The following is a 3612-nucleotide window of genomic DNA, read 5'->3' as shown; positions in this document are numbered from 1 at the left end:
TTCCGCCAATTGAAAGGGCCGCTTACGCGGCCCGTTCTCCCGATTGGCGGGCCTGTTTGTAGAGAGAAGATTTGGATTTTTGCGACGTGCGTTTTGCAGACCTGGCAGCGACCTACTCTCCCGCGTCTTGAGACGAAGTACCATCAGCGCTGGAGCGTTTCACGGCCGAGTTCGGAATGGGATCGGGTGCAGCCGCTCCGCCATAACCACCAGGTCGGCAAAGCGCACGTTGCTCGAGAAGCTTTTTGAGCGAATAGCCAATAGTGAGTAGCCAATAGGGAACCCTATTTTCTGCTCTCTGTGAGCTGTTCGCTGGTCTTATGTGTGCCTTTACCGTTCTTTCGGTCTTGGCGCCTTTCGAAGCGAAGCTTCGCAAGGTCGACCGACCGTCGGCGCCGATGCGCCGCACCCACGTAGCGCCGCCCGCAGGGCGGAACAAGCGTGAGTGAGAACAGGCCATTTGACTTGTCAAATGGGCATAAGGAATGAGAACGATCAAGCCGATCGAACTATTAGTACCGGTAAGCTTCAAGCGTTGCCGCTCTTCCACACCCGGCCTATCAACGTGGTCGTCTTCCACGGTTCTCAGGGAATACTCGTTTTAAGGTGGGTTTCCCGCTTAGATGCCTTCAGCGGTTATCCCGTCCGGATATAGCTACCCTGCTATGCGGCTGGCGCCACAACAGGTCCACCAGAGATCCGTCCATCCCGGTCCTCTCGTACTAGGGACAGATCCTTTCAATATTCCTACACCCACGGCAGATAGGGACCGAACTGTCTCACGACGTTCTGAACCCAACTCACGTACCGCTTTAAATGGCGAACAGCCATACCCTTGGGACCTGCTCCAGCCCCAGGATGCGATGAGTCGACATCGAGGTGCCAAACAACCCCGTCGATATGGACTCTTGGGGGTCATCAGCCTGTTATCCCCGGCGTACCTTTTATCCGTTGAGCGATGGCCCTTCCACGCGGGACCACCGGATCACTATGACCGACTTTCGTCTCTGCTCGACTTGTCAGTCTCGCAGTCAGGCAGGCTTATGCCATTGCACTCAGCGAACGATTTCCGACCGTTCTGAGCCCACCATCGCGCGCCTCCGTTACTCTTTAGGAGGCGACCGCCCCAGTCAAACTACCCACCATACATTGTCCCGGACCCGGATGACGGGCCGCGGTTAGACATCCATAGTGATAAGGGTGGTATTTCAAGGGTGGCTCCACCTGAGCTGGCGCCCAGGTTTCAAAGCCTACCACCTATCCTACACATGCCACTACGAATGCCAATGTAAAGCTATAGTAAAGGTGCACGGGGTCTTTCCGTCTAACCGCAGGAACCCCGCATCTTCACGGGGAATTCAATTTCACTGAGTCTATGCTGGAGACAGCGGGGAAGTCGTTACGCCATTCGTGCAGGTCGGAACTTACCCGACAAGGAATTTCGCTACCTTAGGACCGTTATAGTTACGGCCGCCGTTTACTGGGGCTTCGATTCAGAGCTTGCACCCCTCCTCTTAACCTTCCAGCACCGGGCAGGCGTCAGACCCTATACGTCGTCTTGCGACTTCGCAGAGCCCTGTGTTTTTGATAAACAGTCGCTACCCCCTGGTCTGTGCCACCCTCCTCCACTTGCGTGGAAAAGGGTCACGCTTCTTCCGAAGTTACGCGTGCAATTTGCCGAGTTCCTTCAGCATAGTTCTCTCAAGCGCCTTGGTATACTCTACCAGTCCACCAGTGTCGGTTTCGGGTACGGTCTATAAGGAGGAGCTATTTCCTGGAACCACGCAGCAGCCCGTTCAATCCGATAAGATTGGACTACCTCAATGATCCGTCACTTCCTCCAGGCCCACGAATATTAACGTGGTTCCCATCGTCTACGCATTTCTGCCTCGACTTAGGGGCCGGCTAACCCTGCTCAGATTAGCTTTAAGCAGGAACCCTTGGACTTTCGGCGGGGGAGTCTCTCACTCCCCTTACGTTACTCATGTCAGCATTCGCACTTCTGATACCTCCACCACCCCTCACGGGTATGGCTTCATCAGCTTACAGAACGCTCCGCTACCGCTTGTGATTGCTCACAAACCCTAAGCTTCGGTGTATGGCTTGAGCCCCGTTACATTTTCGGCGCAAAGACCCTTATTTAGACCAGTGAGCTGTTACGCTTTCTTTAAATGATGGCTGCTTCTAAGCCAACATCCTGGTTGTTTTGGGATCCTCACATCCTTTCCCACTTAGCCATAACTTGGGGACCTTAGCTGTAGGTCAGGGTTGTTTCCCTTTTCACGACGGACGTTAGCACCCGCCGTGTGTCTGCCGACTAGTACTCCCAGGTATTCGGAGTTTGGTTAGGTTTGGTAATCCGGTGAGGACCCCTAGCCCATCCAGTGCTCTACCCCCTGGGGTATTCGGTCGACGCTCTACCTAAATAGATTTCGCGGAGAACCAGCTATTTCCGAGTTTGATTGGCCTTTCACCCCTAGCCACAAGTCATCCCGAACTATTGCAACAGTTATGGGTTCGGTCCTCCAGTAAGTGTTACCTTACCTTCAACCTGCTCATGGCTAGATCACTCGGTTTCGGGTCTAATGCGACGAACTGAACGCCCTGTTCAGACTCGCTTTCGCTGCGCCTACACCTACCGGTTTAAGCTTGCTCGTCACACTAAGTCGCTGACCCATTATACAAAAGGTACGTGGTCACCCAGGACGAACCTTGGGCTTCCACTGTTTGTAGGCAATCGGTTTCAGGTACTCTTTCACTCCCCTTGTCGGGGTGCTTTTCACCTTTCCCTCACGGTACTAGTTCGCTATCGGTCATGCACGAGTACTTAGGCTTGGAGGGTGGTCCCCCCAATTTCAGACAGGATTTCACGTGTCCCGCCTTACTCGAGGACGATTGATCGCATTACGCGTACGGGGCTGTCACCCACTATGGCCCTACTTTCCAGAAGGTTCCGCTTATCTCTCAATCGCCACTGGCCTGGTCCGGGTTCGCTCGCCACTACTTCCGGAGTCTCGGTTGATGTCCTTTCCTACGGGTACTTAGATGTTTCAGTTCCCCGCGTTCGCCACTTTATCCCTATGTATTCAGGATAAGTTACCTATAACAGATACTTGGAAACCACAGCAGCAAGCCTGCGCGATCTCAAAGAGATCGTCGCTTAACGCTCAATCCTTTTGGGATCTCGCGCCAATTGCCCTGCTACTCTGATTTTCCAAGCACCTTAGGTGGGTTTCCCCATTCGGAAATCTACGGATCAAAGGGTATTCGCACCTCCCCGTAGCTTATCGCAGCGTATCACGTCCTTCATCGCCTGTGCATGCCAAGGCATCCACCAATTGCCCTTAAGACACTTGATCGTTCTCATTGCCAATACCCACCGCGCGATCTCAAAGAGATCGTCGCATAAGCCAAATCCTGTGCGGGACTTGGCTTGATGTCATTGGCACAAAAAGACCAGCTTCTCGAGATCGGTTCGAGGGTGCGGTTAGGCAAACCCATCATATGCGGGAGATTGAGCGTCTCCCGCGACAAATCACAAGCCTTTCGGATCATGAAGTTCGAACAAATCTTCTCTTTACGATGTCATACAGAACAGGCGGAGAGCCAAGA

At 53.5% G+C, this 3612-nt stretch carries 2 rRNA genes; both read right to left on the bottom strand.

The features are described 5' to 3' along the window. Positions 1-99 precede the first annotated feature (99 nt). Positions 100-214, bottom strand: a 5S ribosomal RNA gene (rrf, locus tag AC0L26_RS31830). A gap of 277 nt (positions 215-491) precedes the next feature. Further along, positions 492-3359 (bottom strand): 23S ribosomal RNA (locus tag AC0L26_RS31825). Between the last annotated feature and the right edge of the window lie 253 nt (positions 3360-3612).

It is taken from the genome of Mesorhizobium sp. WSM4823 (genome assembly GCF_055811195.1).
The sequence above is the reverse complement of the archived record's forward strand: the minus strand, read 5'-3'. Positions and strand labels throughout refer to the sequence as shown.